Below are 13,344 nucleotides of genomic sequence, written 5' to 3'. Positions count from 1 at the left end.
GCTTACAAAATAAGCCTCTCGGTCGGTCTCACACGCATGTGCCCTTGGTAGGAATCGAACCTACATCGAAGCCTTAGAAGAGCTCTGTTCTATCCATTGAACTACAAGGGCATATTATAAATCCTACTTTATCAAATCTACCACAAATGTATATATTTAGCCAAAAAATATCAAGACCACCCTTGCTATTTTTGTATTATTTTAAAAAGGAATTCACACCCCCATCCTCCCCTTCGTCTTCTCCCCCACTACCCCATCCACTTTTAGATTATGCGCTTTTTGGTATTGTTTGATAGCCATAGTTGTTTTTGATCCCAAGATGCCATCTATTTTCAAGTTTAGTTTCAGATCTTGGTTTAAGAACTTCTGGAGTTCTTTGACAGCTTCACCTTTGCTTCCTTTTTTGAGAACAGAGAGACCAAAGTTGTAAGCATTAACACTTCTTTCCCCTCCTTGATTCAGGAGGGGTGCTGTAGGCGGGGTGGTAATTACTGGAATTGAAATATTGTATTGATTAGCCAATTGTTGCGCTTGGGTGTAGTTGCCCATGGAGAGCAGATTGTTGATTCGACTCTGAGCACTGTTGCCTGAAGAATGCGCGGTAGGGTTAGTAATGGAAAAAGAAATAGGGTAATCGTTGCTGTTAGCATTTGAGCCGTCAGTGCAGCGGACATAGTAATTGTATGTATTGCCGTTGGAGAGACCGGAAATGGTGGTGGAATGGGATTGGGTGCCAGTTGTGGTAAAGGTATCGGTCATGGAAGCGTAAGCGGTGTCGGCAGAGGTGGAGTATTTGCAGGTGGCGTTTTCGTCGGTGGTCAAAGACATTGTTACTTGCGTTGTGCCAGCAGGTTGACTGCCGGAAGGCAAACCGGCGGAACGGATGGGGGCGGTATTATCTCCTTCTTCCACGTCAAAGGTGTGTTCGGAATATGAACCAGTATAGGTAAAAGATATTTTACCTTCCGCGTTGGAAAGACAGAGGCCGTTTGAACAGTTATCGCCGGTAATGTTGTTTCCCAGAACGGAATCCACGGACACATTGTAGTATTTGTTGGGTTCCAGGTCTCCGATGGTATGGAGGGTGTTGGTAATGGTGCTGGTAGTGTTTTCCGTCCAGGTTTTGTGATAAGTTCCGGAGTTGTCCCAGGTGGAAACTGCTATGTCCAGCCACTTGGTTTTATCCGAGTCGGGAATGGTAATTGAGAGATCAGCCGTGGTTTCCGTGGTGGTGGCGGTTTTGTTTCTGAACTTTTCGTCTCCGTACATTCTGACACTGGTGGAAGTGTTTACTGCATCCGTGCCCATGGTATATGGCGGCTGGTATTCATAAGCGCCGATGTCGGGCGTACCGTAGATGGAATTGCCGGCGTAGTCGGTGGTTAATGAGACATCGGTGCCAGAGTCGATGGCGGGGGAAGTGGGGAGAAGGGAAAAGTTATAAATACTGGAATTAAAAAATTTTGGATCCTGTATAATTGAATAAGCACCGGCAGAAATACCAACATAATTAGAAGTTAATACTCCATAAATAATATCATGGTCATTGGATATTGTTCCTCCAGTTTTTATAAGGCCACGATTGAAACCATCTATTATATTGTTTTGCATATCAACGGTCCCTTCAACGCTTACTGCATCACCAGTCTGACTTCCACTGTAAATAATATTATTATATAATTTATGATTTCCAGTATTTTGTAATAAAACAAGCGGCAAGGTGCCATTGGTTGCATGATAAAAAAGATCATAATACATTTCAACAGCGGAGCTATTAACGTGAGCAATCGCAGTTTTTAAATTATTTTTGCTGATTGAATACCTGATTATTCCAGAAGAAGTCTCATGGAAACTGAATCCGTCTCCATCTGATCCTATCCCGTCTGTTCCGTTAGTATCCGCCGTACAATAATCAAAAATAACACCAATCCAAGTGTTATGGACACCAAATCCATCCCCTCCGTTGTTGGCTGATGTTACCCTGGTAAGGATAACTGTACTGCCGGTCCCTTGTAGTAAAAATCCATTTTTATCAGATCCGATCCCATTACGGGACATGGTGGTATCTGTTATCGTAAAATTACTCCCGTTCGCAGTGCCATCGGTGAAAAAACCTTCTGATGTGTTGTCGTCGAAATGGCTATTGGATATGGACAATGTGTTAACAGTAACCCCGGCAAATCCATAAATACCATATGTATTATTACTGGCATTTAGATTTGAAATTGTTAGATTTGAAATTGTATTGTTATAGAGATGGATAGCCTTTGCAGAAGAAGATATACTTCCATTATTTATTGTTATGTGGTCATTTCCATTGAGAAAAAAGTATCCTTGGAATGTTGCATTTCTAACATCCAAATTATTAAACGTAACATAATTTATTCCACGAAGATCGATACCGCTATTATTTCCAGTAGCGTCGATTATAGGTTTATTTCCACTTCCATAGGAATCAAATGTTAATATATTTCCTACCGTTCCCGTTACCTTAACATACAAATAGCCAAAGAAAGTCTCCCCTGCTTTAAATAAAACACTATCACCAGCATGAATAGAAGCGGCATTCAGCGCGGCATTTACTTTAGTTAGTGTTTTCCATGGACCTTCACTTGCTCCATCATTTATAGTTGTGGTTATACCATTATATGTATCCTTTCCAAGAGTCGCATCCACATAATACGTCGCCGCGCTTGCTTCGTTTGCCAAAACAAAAAAGCTTCCCAGAAATATCGAGAAGAAAAAAATGAAACGGAAAAGTTTTATTATTTTGGCAAACGCATTAGATCCTGAAACAAGTTCAGGATGACAAAATTGGCGAGCGTCATTCACTCTCTCTCTCTCTCGATTTTGAAGTTTGTGTAAGGCATAGTTTGATTTTATTTTAACCTTTTCCTATTTTTTAACAACTTAAAATTGTTTTTAGAAACAATGGACCGGCCTAATCGTTTTTCAAGTTTTTTCCTGGCCCCACCGGCAATACTGCCACCAGCTTTAGCATCAGCTTTTAATTTTACCACACCTTGGGAATTTTCAGTTCTGTGTATTTCAGTTGTAGCTCTTTCGCCGAGCATATTAAAGATAAGTTCAAAATCGTCCATATGGTCACGCAGGTTTTCCCTTTTTAATCCTTTTAGTTTTTTGTATTCGCTCGGAGTAACACCGAAACTCGCTTTGGAAATTTCCGCTGTCAAAATTTCGTATTCCCGTTGCTCTTTGGCTCCTCGTTTTTTCCATTCGTCTGTCAATTCTTCGCGGATAGCGATGCCTCGCATTCTTTTTTCGATCCAGTTGTCGGGATAGCCTTTGAGTTTGTATAAAATTCGTGTTCTTTTGGTGGCTAATTCAGGATCTTCAATTTCCTGAATTCGTTCATAGCCCACTTTGGCAAGCCATCTTTTTAGTGGCTCGGCTTTAGGAGAAGGAATGGACTGAATAATTCGAAATAAGCCTTCGGTGTTGGCACAGTCGGTTTCATAAAATTTCCCGTCGGAAGATTGCAGTTTCAGTTGTCGACAAATTGTCGACAACTCAACCCCATCCTCATCTTTAACTCTTGCTTTCATTCTATACCAATAATCTCGAGGATTGACGCTATCCGTCAAAACTTCAATAACATCCACAACCGAAAACCACCATTCATTATTATAAATGATTTTTCTGATTTCCTTGCCTTTGAAAATGGCTATTTTGATTTCGTTGTCCATAAATCTATTATACTACATTTTTATCCCCACACTGACACTATTCGCAAATGATACGGAAAACACCCTGCAAATTTGCGCAATTTAGCATTTGTTTACCACCTTTTGTCTCTACCGAAAGGGGGGTGGCAATTTGCCCCCACCCTTTAGAAAGTTCCTTATCACGTCGACGCATATCTTTTATATAGCCATCAAGCTGAACGGAATTTGTCAGGACCGAAATTATAAAATATTAGTTCTCAAGATTAGATGGGCTTTCTTGGGCGGAAAACAAAATATCTTCCACTCTTTCATCCATTCGCAATCCATTAATCCACACCCCTAAAGCCTCCATCTCCATATTATAGAGCGTCATTAATTCCGTTTTGTTATCTATTTCTTTTTGGATAAAGTCCTCCCGCTCCCTCAAATGACAGTTAAAAGTTTTAAATTCTTTTTCTTTACCGGTTTTAGACATAGGCATAATTCCTTTCAGTTTATTTTTCACTCCAACCATTTTATCTTCCAAAACTTTAATTTCATCTTCTAAAACAACTAATTTATTTGCAAGAATTTTTATTTCTCTTTTTGAATTTTCTATTTCCTCTGCCTGTGGCGACCACCTTTCTATTTTACTTTTTTCTTTGTGATATTTTTCCATAAGTTCTATTCTGGTGCGCGGTGAGGGACTTGAACCCCCGACCTTCTCAGTGTAAATGAGTTGCTCTACCAACTGAGCTAACCGCGCATATTTATACTGTCAAAAAAATTACCTAATAACTAACTCTAAGTTAACGACCTACCAAAACAGCTAACCGCGCAAATATTAATCTTACCTCTCAACACCTATTCAAATTACCATTTTTACAACGAAGGGTCAACGATAGGCGCAGGAGAATTTAATATTTCTGTCGACTTGCTTTCTCTCTCGGAAAAATAATTCAACGCCTTGTCAATGCGGTCTTTATTAACCAAAGGAAGTTGTCCGCTATTGTCTCCAATTGGCAAAGCAGGATCTTGATTTATTTGGAGGAAAAGACGGTAACCGAAAATAAAAGACAAAAGAATTATAATAGCTGCAACGAAAAGAATAATTCTCCAATACAAACTGGAATGGAAAGTTAAATCTTTTTTCTTAAAACTTTTCTCTTTTTTAAATAAATTTATTTTATTCATGGAATAAAGCTTAAAAGTTTAATTTTAAAAACGGCCTCCCAATTCGGACCTTTGGCATTTTTATCAGTTGCGCTGGAGGAGCCGGCTTTATGGATGTTCATTGAGGTAAAATCAAGTTCGTATGGAGAATTTTCTAAGAGCGTTAGAAATTTATAGATTCCTTCAAACCTGCCTGCTGCCCTTAACTCAACCGTCAGTTCTGTGTTGTCCGTCTTGGTACTGATTGAATTGATTTCAGTCGAAACCCCTGATTCCTCTCCCAACCTTTCGATCATATTCAAAAAAGGGACAATATCCGAACTTTTGATAAAATGGTTTTCAAGCGAAATCCTATCGGGGGCGATTTTTTGAAGAGACTGATCAAGAGAGGCGATGTTGTCGCGTCGGAGCGTCTCTGTTTTTAAATTTATCGTATCTTGCTCTGTTTTTTGATTATTGTCATTAATCTTTTGATAAGTAAATACAAAAGCAAAAGAAAGCAAAAACAAAAGTATTATGGAAATGAGTATTAATATTTTTTGAAAATTATTTTTCATGGTTCTATTGTGATTATGAAGGGGTTAAGCTCAAATTGAAATTGATATTGGATCCTTTCACAAAATTTGAAATCGGCAAATTGACATTCTTGAAAGACGAACTGTTTTCCAATGCCTCGCGGAATAAAAGCAAGACTTCGCGAGACGGCGCGACGCCGGTAATGCTTATTTTTTTCTCGCTTGTCCCGTTGTTTTCATATGAAATTTCCGTGATTTTAATATCGGGTCTTTTGTTTAAGAGAATAGCATTGATCACTTTGACAGAGAGGGGAAATTTATTTTTTTCAAATTTTTCGACTAGGGTAATTTTATTGTTTATGTCTTTTAATAAAACCAAGGAATCCTCTCCTTGAAGAGGCAGTGGTTCTAATTTTTGATTTTCCAACCTTGCGCTGGTCAAGGAATGTTTTACAGAAGAAATAAAATAGGATGGGAGCAAAGAGAAAAAGGCGACCAAAATACAAAAATCCAGCATGGCTATAAATAAAATCACAAGCCTAAAATAGAAATCTATGACTTTCTCCTTTTTTTCTTCTTTTGGAATTAAATTAATCATATAACTAATTATTCTTATCAAAATCCCCGAGCGCCAACCCTAAAGCTGTAGCAAATGAAAGCGACTGCTTGAAACTCATTTCCGGAATATAATTTTCTGTATTTGATATATTAGTCCAGACGTTTGCCATCTCCACAGTACTTTTCATGCTGATAGAAATGTAATCAGCCAACCCTTTTAAATTGGCATCTCCTCCGCAAAAAATTATCTTTTTTATCAGTGGATTATTTTTCCCCTCCTCGTCTTTATGCGTCTGCCAATATAAAAAGTGTTTTACTATTTCGTCCCGCAAAATGGAAACACTGTTTAAAAGCACTGAGAATATTTCTTTATTGTCCGCATTTCGCTCCAACCCGTACTTTTCCTTTTTTTCTTCCGCTTCTTCGAAACTAATGTTGAAATTTTTCTGAATCATCTGGGTCAGCGTCATTCCTCCCAAATCGAGAGTGGATGTGAATACCACGATACCTCTGGAAACAATAAAAATACCGGTTCGTCTTTTGCCAAAATCCACGATCATATAAGTATCCATATCTCCCTTTTTTACAACCGCTCTCGAAACTGCCTGTGCTTCGAGTTCAAATGATTTGACTGATATATTAGACTGTTTAAAAATCAATAAGTAATTTTTAATTATATTTTGAGGAACTGCGGTGACTTGAACTTCCAGATTTTTAACATTTTCACTAACTATTTCGTAATCAAAAATTGTATCCTGGGCCGAAATCGGGATATGGTCTTCAAGGGCAAGCTCGATTCCCTCTCGGACATTTTTCAAACCGTTTTTTTCTAATTTAAGCGGAAAAAGGTACGCTTGTTCTTCCGGCAAGGAAACCCGAACGTATTTTATTTTTTCTTCTTTTCGGAGCGCTGAGAGAATTTCCTCCATTTTTCTTGAGTCTTTTATTTTCCCCGACTCGATGACTCCTTGGGGGATACTTCGCTCTCCATACTTCCCCACTCGAATACCATTTTTAGTGGAAACAAGCTCTACGAATTTTATGGATTCATCTGAAATATCTAAACCAAAAAAAGGTTCAGAAAGAAATTTAGGCAAAGGAAAAAATCTTAGAAGGAATTTATTAAATAAATTACCAGACATACAAATATTATAACCTATTTGTCTCTAAATCACGAAACATAACTTTTCGCAGGGGTTTCGAGGCTGGCGAGCCGAGAACTTCAGGATTTTTTAAGCTTCAAAAAATCCGTACCGAAGAAAAGTTTATGTTTCATGATTTACGATATTTATTTTATCTAAATATCGCTGTAAGATGAGAGCCGCCGCGGAGGCATCTATTCGGCCAGACTTTATTTGCTTCAATCTGCTATGAGCATTAGATTTTCTAGCTTGCCCGCCAAGATCTTCATATCGGCGAGCCTCCACTGAAGTTAAGAATTCTTTTTGCTTATGCACCGGCAATTTGAAATGCTCTTTCAATTCCAAAATAAAAACTTCAATCCTACCGGATAAAGCATTTAATTTCCCTGAAAAATCCACAGATTCTCCGACCACGATTTCTGCCACTTTTTCTTTTTTTATTATCTCGCCGAGCTTTTTAAAAGTATTTGGGTTATTCAAAACGATTTCTTTTGGAAAAGCCAAGGTGTGATTTTCGTCTGAAATAGCCACTCCTATCCTTTTTGTCCCAAAATCAATTCCCAAAAATCTCCCTGTATTCATATTGAGAATACTAGCACCCCCACACTTATCTTTGCAATGCAACTTTGTTGCGTGCCCTTGGCACCTTGCAAAAATAAGTGTCGGGGTAGCACAAAAATAATTATCTGTTATAATATACCGCATGAATCAATTTAATCCATTGTTTATGAATAGCGGTTGGGGTTGGGGTCTATTATTACCAATTTTAATATGGTCTCTATTTTGGAAAGGTTGCGCTTTGTGGACAGCCTCCAAAAATAATCAAAAAGGGTGGTTTCTTGCGCTTCTTGTATTGAACACCGTCGGTATCTTAGAAATTATTTATATCTTTTACGTTTCTAAAAAGAAATGGGCAGATATAAAAGAAATTCTAACCGCCAACAAAACTGAAATTAAATAAATAATCAAAAAATACCCCAGCCAACTGGGGTATTTTTTGATGCAAATTTTGTGGTATACTGGATGAGTGGCTGAGGCATATAAAAGAAATCCAAATACTAATTGCAGTATTTGTAAAAAAGAAATTTATAGAAGACCTTCTGAGATAGCAGCAAATAAGGGTCGAGTCTTTTGTAGTCCTGCTTGTTATGGTATTTCTCTTAGAAAAGAAATCCCCTGCTCAATGTGTGGAAAATTAATTTTGACTGGCCTAAATAAAAAAACTTGTAGCAGAAGTTGTGCAAATAAATACAGAACAGGCATAAAATATAAAATCGGAAGACCTTCAAAAAGCAAAGTAAAGTCTCAACAACTTTTGAAACTTAGATTGCTAAAAGTAAGAGGTAAAAAATGCGAGAAATGTGATTATGATAAATATGAAATATTGCAAGTTCATCATAAAAACAGAGATAGAAATAATAATGAACTCAAAAATTTAGAGCTTATTTGCCCAAATTGTCATTATGAAGAACATTTTTTAAAAAACAGCTGGTTAAAAAATAAACTTGAGAAAAAACCTGAAATAGCTATACTGAACTAGTCATAAAAGACGGAAACGTGGCGGAGTGGTCTAACGCACTTGTCTTGAAAACAAGAGTGCCGCAAGGCACCGTGAGTTCGAATCTCACCGTTTCCGCAAACGAATTAAATTAAATAAAGAAGTTTCACAGATTTATGAATATATTTTATCCCATACAATTATTAGCTGATTGGTTTACATATTCTGTTTTTAAAATAATTCCCAGCACATTAAAAGCCAGCGCAGTTAATTTTTTTATTTATGACACTTTAAAAATAATTATCCTGCTTTCAGTTATTATTTTTATCGTTTCAATAATCCGTTCTTATTTACCGCCAGAAAAGATAAGGACTATTCTTTCCCGCGAAAGTAAATATATGGGAAATGTCATTGCTTCGCTTTTGGGAATAATTACGCCTTTTTGCTCTTGTTCCGCTATTCCATTGTTCTTGGGTTTTATTCAAGCAGGAGTTCCGCTCGGGACAACGTTTTCTTTTTTAGTAGCCTCCCCGATGATAAACGAAGTGGCTCTCGTGTTGCTTTTAGGAATGTTCGGCTGGAAGATTGCCTTGATGTATGTAGTGAGCGGACTCGTTATTTCAATTCTTTCAGGAATTATTATTAGCAAAATGAAAGTGGAAAATTTAGTTGAACCGTTTGTTTACGAGAACATAATAAATAAAAATGGAAGCCTGCCAATAATGACCAAAAAAGAAAGAATCCTTTACGCGAGAGATTACACTTTAGATATTTTAAGAAAAGTTTGGGTTTATATTTTAATAGGTATCGGGATTGGCGCTTGGATACACGGTTATGTTCCCGCTGATTTCTTGGCTCAATATGCAGGAAGTGATAAATGGTACGCTGTACCGCTCGCTGTACTCATAGGCATTCCTTTATATTCAAACGCAGCCGGAGTTATTCCCCTTGTGTCTACTTTGACTGAAAAAGGAGTGTCCATCGGCACAACTCTGGCATTTATGATGTCTGTTACGGGCCTATCCTTGCCGGAATTTATGATCTTGAAGAAAGTTATGAAAACGAAACTTATTTTTATATTTGCCGGAATTGTGGGAGTGGGAATTATGTTCACTGGGTATTTATTTAATTTGATTCTGAGATAGACATGCTATAATACACCCTATGTCTATATTTGAAATTGGAATGTTGGTGTGTTTTGGTTCTGCTTGGCCTTTTTCTATTTATCGTTCCTATACTTCTAGGAAAAATAACGGAAAAAGTGTGACGTTTTTATTTATACTTCTTTTGGGCTATATATTTGGAATATTACACAAAATTTTTTATAATTTTGATCTAGTAATTTATCTTTACATACTAAATAGCATAATGGTCTCGATAGATATTTTGCTCTTCTATCGCAACGCTCGCTTGAATAAAGAAATCTAAATCACTAACTTATTCATATCGCATGGCCTCCACGGGATCCATTTGGGCGGCTGATTTGGCTGGAAAAACCCCGAAGGATATTCCGATTATTGCCGAGACGCTAAACGCAAGCACAATGGCATAGACCGGCACGGAAAATGTCCAAGCGAGGTTTGCTCCTTTGGCAATGAGAGAAATAATAAAACCCAAAAATGATCCGAGGCCTATCCCTATCAGACCTCCCGCAATAGTGACCAGCACCGCTTCTACTAGAAACTCTTTTAAAATATCCGACTCGCGCGCGCCAAGAGCTTTCTTGAGCCCGATTTCTGCTGTTCGTTCTGTGACCACGACGTACATAATGTTCATAATACCAACGCCTCCCACCAAAAGAGAGATAGCGGCGATAGCGATAAGCAGATAAGTTATGCCATCGAAAATAACGTTGAAAGTTTCCAAGGCTTGCGCTTGTGTCTGAACAATGAAATCATCTTTGGCTGGATCAGTAATATTGTGATTGTTTCTAAGCGCAATTTTTATTTGCTCGGCGGTAGCATCCGCTTCATTCATATCGTTCAAAGCCACCACTGCGATAGTGATATAATTTACACCAAGTAATTTTTTCTGCGCTGTATTAAGCGGAATAAAAACTATACCATCGCTCTCAGAGAGCGCTCCTTGCGGAGCATAGACTCCGATCGCCTGAAAATTTAAACCGCCGAGTTTAAAAGATTTTCCGATTGGATCATCTTGTCCAAAAAGATCTTCGGCGACGGTAGCCCCGAGGATCGCTACTTGCGCTCCGCTCGCATCTTCTACTTTAGAAAAAAATCTTCCGGAAGAAAGTTTTGTTTTATCAAAATTAAATCTGTCCGCCCCGACTCCATAATAGATAGAACTTTTTTTATTGTCTCTATATTGCGCAACGGCTTGTCCGGTGATAAAACCATAACTTCCAGCCACATTGTGCAATTTATTAATAGTATCTAAGTCTCTTTGCTTAAAACTAGTAATAACAACTCCGACGATTGCGCCTCCGGGACCATCCGTTGCATCGCTTCTTTGTTTTGTGGCAGAAGGAATGTGGGTTTGGACAAACAAAGTGTTGCTTCCATACACTGCGACTTGGGAATCAATCAACGAACGAAAGCCTGCCCCGGCAGAAAGCACCAAAACAACCGTTCCAATGCCAATAATAATTCCAAGCATCGTCAAAAAAGTTCTTCCTTTATTGGCTCGTAGCGCTTTAATAGATTGTCTTAATGCTTTATTCATCCCGTACGAAATAGGACGCGTACGCTTACGCTTGTTTGTCCTTTTTATTATTTATAATATATTTTATCAATTTCATAATTTTGTTTACTTTATGCGTCCGCGATTTCGTTCGGGATTATTCATATCTTAATGCATCTATTGGATTTAATCTCGAAGCTTTTAATGATGGATATAAACCGAAAATAACTCCAGTCAAAACAGACACTCCGACAGCCAAGAGAACAGATGTAATCGAAATAACAAAATCCCAATCAAAACCCAAATACTTCATTAAAAGCGCCATCAGGTAAGACACTAAAACGCCGACAATAATGCCGATCACTCCGCCGATCAAAGTCAACGTTCCCGCTTCAAGTAAAAATTGCCTCATGACCATTGAGTTTGTGGCACCCACTGCTTTGCGCAACCCTATCTCGCGAGTTCTCTCCGCCACTGTGGCAAGCATTATGTTTAAAATTCCAATACCACCCACGACCAAAGCAACAGCCGCCATAGAAGTAAGGAATAAAGACAATGCGCTGGTAATGGTTTTTAAAATATCGGCAGCCGCCGCCTGGTCCCTGATAGTAAAATCAATATTATCATCTGACAATATGTGATGTCTTTGTTTTAAAGTATAAGTTATATCGCTTATCGTCTGATCGATATTGTCTGCCGAATCTACTTTTACATTTATCGCTTGTAAGTAATGAATCCCAAGAAGCTCACTCTGCGCCACGGAAAGCGGGATAAATATCTGATCATCTTGATCTTGAAAAAAAGCACTGCCTCTTTTTTCGACAACTCCAACTATGCGCAAGGGTACTCCGCCGGCATCCGCCTGAGAAGTACTTCTAATTTTAATGACTTGGTCAATAGGATCTACTCCCGTACCTCCAAATAAAGCATCGGCAACTTTAGAACCCAGCACTACCACTTTTGTTCCTGCTTTGTTTGCCGTCTCACTAATAAATTCTCCGGAACTCATTGAAAAATTAACCACCTTATCATATCCATAATCTGTACCCAAAAAACTCGTATCCGTACTTCTATTTTGCCAAGTTACCGTGCCAGCTCCGCGGACCATAGCATTGATAGCTATCGCATGCGGAACTTGGGAAGGAGAACGCAGAGCTTCGGCGTCAGATTCAACTAAAGTGGTAACGACAACGCCAAAAACTTGCGCTGGCGGTCCTTTGGGATCGCTTTTCCCCGGTTGGATAGAGAGCAGATTGGAACCGAGCTTATTGATTTGGCCAAGCACTAATGATTGCGCTCCCGCGCCGAGAGAGATGATGATGATCACCCCCGCCACTCCGATCACAATGCCAAGCATAGTAAGAAAAGATCTTCCTTTTCTACTGAGCAAACTGCGCACGGTCATTTTAATTGTCAGGAAAAAACTCATGTAAAATTTATGCTACTTCTTTAATTCTCCGTCCGAAGTGGCCATCGTTCGCTTTAATACTTTTTCATCTCCGATAATCATGCCGTCTTTGATGTAGATTATTCTTTTGGCATGATTCGCCGTGTCCATCTCGTGAGTTACCAAGATAATAGTGTGCCCCTTATCATTTAATTTTTGTAAAATTTCCAAAACTGCATTGCCTGATTTTGAATCAAGGTTGCCGGTCGGCTCATCGGCAAAAATAACTGCCGGGTCGCAGACTAAAGCTCTCGCTATGGCGACACGCTGTTTTTCTCCTCCGGAAATTTGGTTAGTAAAATAATCAAGACGATGAGAAAGACCCACGTCTGCTAAAGCCTTTTTAGCCAAACTATCGTGATCTTTTTTATTGCTGTAGGATAGTGGCAACTTCACGTTATCTAGCACTGTAGTGCGCGCGAGCAGATTGAATGATTGAAAGACGAATCCAATGCGCTCGTTTCGGAGTTTGGCGAGATAATCCTTATCAAAATCTTTCGTATCCTGTCCTTCAAACTCGTACGACCCAGCAGTCGGCTTGTCTAAAAAACTCAATATGTGCATCAAGGTCGACTTCCCAGACCCGGACGGCCCCATAATAGCCACAAATTCTCCTTGCTCCATGACAAAATCCACTCCTCGTAAAACAGAAGTGACAATTCCTCCGCTCTCATAATCTTTAGTTAAATTTTCTATTTTTATCAGA

The 13,344-nt window shown here is 38.7% G+C and carries 15 protein-coding genes and 3 tRNA genes; 5 read left to right on the top strand and 13 right to left on the bottom strand.

The genetic code is table 11. The features are described from left to right. Positions 1 to 39: 39 nt before the first annotated feature. From PHT16_01005 to ruvX, 10 genes are all read right to left on the bottom strand, one after another. Positions 40 to 111 (bottom strand) — tRNA-Arg (locus PHT16_01005). A 102-nt stretch (positions 112 to 213) separates the two neighbouring features. After that, the gene (locus tag PHT16_01000; protein MDD5721011.1) at positions 214 to 2,832 is read right to left on the bottom strand and encodes a peptidoglycan-binding protein; all 2,619 of its coding nucleotides are present in this window, start codon (positions 2,830 to 2,832) and stop codon (positions 214 to 216) included. A gap of 47 nt (positions 2,833 to 2,879) precedes the next feature. After that, positions 2,880 to 3,707, bottom strand: a complete 828-nt coding sequence (locus PHT16_00995; GenBank protein ID MDD5721010.1) for a Bro-N domain-containing protein — start codon at positions 3,705 to 3,707, stop codon at positions 2,880 to 2,882. Between the two features lie 229 nt (positions 3,708 to 3,936). Next, entirely contained in the window at positions 3,937 to 4,344 is a 408-nt protein-coding gene (locus PHT16_00990) for a hypothetical protein (protein ID MDD5721009.1), read from the bottom strand. A gap of 11 nt (positions 4,345 to 4,355) precedes the next feature. Next, positions 4,356 to 4,431: transfer RNA gene (locus tag PHT16_00985), tRNA-Val, on the bottom strand. A 116-nt stretch (positions 4,432 to 4,547) separates the two neighbouring features. Continuing rightward, entirely contained in the window at positions 4,548 to 4,859 is a 312-nt protein-coding gene (locus PHT16_00980) for a hypothetical protein (protein MDD5721008.1), read from the bottom strand. After that, on the bottom strand, positions 4,856 to 5,395 hold the full coding sequence (locus PHT16_00975) for a hypothetical protein (GenBank protein ID MDD5721007.1): 540 nt from the start codon (positions 5,393 to 5,395) through the stop codon (positions 4,856 to 4,858). Before PHT16_00975 ends, PHT16_00980 begins: the two co-directional genes overlap by 4 nt. 13 nt (positions 5,396 to 5,408) lie before the next feature. After that, a complete protein-coding gene (locus PHT16_00970) occupies positions 5,409 to 5,951 on the bottom strand; it encodes a hypothetical protein (GenBank protein MDD5721006.1) in 543 nt (180 codons plus the stop codon). Positions 5,952 to 5,955: 4 nt separating this feature from the next. After that, the gene (pilM, locus tag PHT16_00965; GenBank protein MDD5721005.1) at positions 5,956 to 7,053 is read right to left on the bottom strand and encodes a pilus assembly protein PilM; all 1,098 of its coding nucleotides are present in this window, start codon (positions 7,051 to 7,053) and stop codon (positions 5,956 to 5,958) included. Positions 7,054 to 7,176: 123 nt separating this feature from the next. Then, a complete protein-coding gene (gene ruvX / locus PHT16_00960; GenBank protein ID MDD5721004.1) occupies positions 7,177 to 7,635 on the bottom strand; it encodes a Holliday junction resolvase RuvX in 459 nt (152 codons plus the stop codon). A 121-nt stretch (positions 7,636 to 7,756) separates the two neighbouring features. Here ruvX and PHT16_00955 point away from each other — a divergent pair, with 121 nt between their 5' ends. The 5 genes from PHT16_00955 to PHT16_00935 all read left to right on the top strand — a co-directional run bounded on the left by PHT16_00955 (position 7,757) and on the right by PHT16_00935 (position 9,979). Next, a complete protein-coding gene (locus tag PHT16_00955) occupies positions 7,757 to 8,014 on the top strand; it encodes a DUF5652 family protein (GenBank protein ID MDD5721003.1) in 258 nt (85 codons plus the stop codon). A 66-nt stretch (positions 8,015 to 8,080) separates the two neighbouring features. Further along, entirely contained in the window at positions 8,081 to 8,593 is a 513-nt protein-coding gene (locus tag PHT16_00950) for an HNH endonuclease signature motif containing protein (GenBank protein ID MDD5721002.1), read from the top strand. Between the two features lie 11 nt (positions 8,594 to 8,604). Next, positions 8,605 to 8,689 (top strand) — tRNA-Ser (locus PHT16_00945). A 38-nt stretch (positions 8,690 to 8,727) separates the two neighbouring features. Then, entirely contained in the window at positions 8,728 to 9,696 is a 969-nt protein-coding gene (locus tag PHT16_00940) for a permease (GenBank protein MDD5721001.1), read from the top strand. Between the two features lie 19 nt (positions 9,697 to 9,715). Then, positions 9,716 to 9,979, top strand: coding sequence for a hypothetical protein (locus PHT16_00935; GenBank protein MDD5721000.1), 264 nt, complete (start codon positions 9,716 to 9,718; stop codon positions 9,977 to 9,979). A 9-nt stretch (positions 9,980 to 9,988) separates the two neighbouring features. On the opposite strand, the gene PHT16_00930 is transcribed toward PHT16_00935, so the two are convergent. The 3 genes from PHT16_00930 to PHT16_00920 form a co-directional block, all read right to left on the bottom strand. Further along, on the bottom strand, positions 9,989 to 11,233 hold the full coding sequence (locus PHT16_00930) for an ABC transporter permease (protein MDD5720999.1): 1,245 nt from the start codon (positions 11,231 to 11,233) through the stop codon (positions 9,989 to 9,991). Between the two features lie 115 nt (positions 11,234 to 11,348). Next, positions 11,349 to 12,620: an ABC transporter permease gene (locus PHT16_00925; GenBank protein ID MDD5720998.1), complete on the bottom strand. Its 1,272-nt coding sequence runs from the start codon at positions 12,618 to 12,620 to the stop codon at positions 11,349 to 11,351. A gap of 12 nt (positions 12,621 to 12,632) precedes the next feature. Beyond that, positions 12,633 to 13,343: an ABC transporter ATP-binding protein gene (locus PHT16_00920; GenBank protein MDD5720997.1), complete on the bottom strand. Its 711-nt coding sequence runs from the start codon at positions 13,341 to 13,343 to the stop codon at positions 12,633 to 12,635. Position 13,344: the final 1 nt, after the last annotated feature.

It is taken from the genome of Candidatus Paceibacterota bacterium, assembly GCA_028718635.1.
Lineage (GTDB): Bacteria > Patescibacteriota > Minisyncoccia > Phycocordibacterales > UBA9973 > UBA9973.
This window is presented reverse-complemented; position numbering and strand designations above follow the sequence as displayed.